The sequence below is a fragment of the Streptomyces sp. PH10-H1 genome (assembly GCF_030063355.1).
In the GTDB taxonomy this organism is placed as follows: Bacteria; Actinomycetota; Actinomycetes; order Streptomycetales; family Streptomycetaceae; genus Actinacidiphila.
Genome location: NZ_JASISZ010000228.1, coordinates 1 through 866 on the forward strand (window position 1 = coordinate 1; position 866 = coordinate 866).

Genomic DNA, 866 nt, shown 5'->3' on the forward strand with positions numbered 1-866 from the left:
GGGTACGGATTGCGACCACTCATCCCGCCACCCAAGCGAACCCCGAACGCCTGACCGGCAGAGACGCCCCAACGCCACCCCATCGAGCGACACCAAACCCGGCATTACAGTGCGAACCGCACTCTCAGTGGTGGAACAGATCTGCTCTCCGAGATTGGCTCTGCACGGATTTCCGTGAGATACCAGGTCAGGAAGACTTCGGGGTCGGCAACGTACTGCTGCCGGCCTTCGGGTCGCCGACGAGATGCTCGAAGAACTCGTCGAGCAGTCTGAAAAGCCCACCGACAGCGTGCTGTTCGTCCTCGTGCGACCACGGCTTGGCGGGGCGGCCGTCGGGGAAGGCCAGCTCTACGACCAAAGCCCACCACACCAGGTTCCAACCGGAACCCAGTTTGGCAGCGAGCCACTCCTGAAACCCATTCAGCAGGGCCCCTTCGGCCGCGACGTCGTAGCCGGTGAGGAACCCGGTTACGGTCTCAAAGCTGAGGCGGGCGACGAACATTCCCGGACGCCTCTTGAAGTTTTCGTAGAACTCCTGGCGCGACCGCGCCGGCCTCGCCCGGCCGCGTCCCCAGGCAGCGGGTACATGCGACAGATCGGTGCCGGATCCCCACACGGAATACGAGACCGCCTCTGGCCCCACGCCAAGAGCCGCGAGGAGACCGCCCACGCGCGTAGCCGGGTCGATTGGCCCACCCTTCCGGGTCCAGACATGCGTTCCCGGGGCATCGCCCTCGTGGTCGGAAGATTTCAAGTCCAGTGAGACGGTCGTGACGCTATGAGGTTTGTGGTGTGGGTTCCCGGCGTTTGGCTGGGTCGTTGATCCATGCCTTCTGGGGTATCTCGGGTGGTCGGGGGCGGCGGCC

Annotated in this window: 1 protein-coding gene; it reads right to left on the bottom strand. The window is 64.8% G+C overall.

The window, feature by feature from the left end; genetic code table 11:
- Positions 1-187: 187 nt before the first annotated feature.
- Positions 188-866 (bottom strand): hypothetical protein (locus tag QMK24_RS41350; RefSeq protein WP_283472068.1); only part of this gene is annotated, 679 nt, incomplete at its 5' end.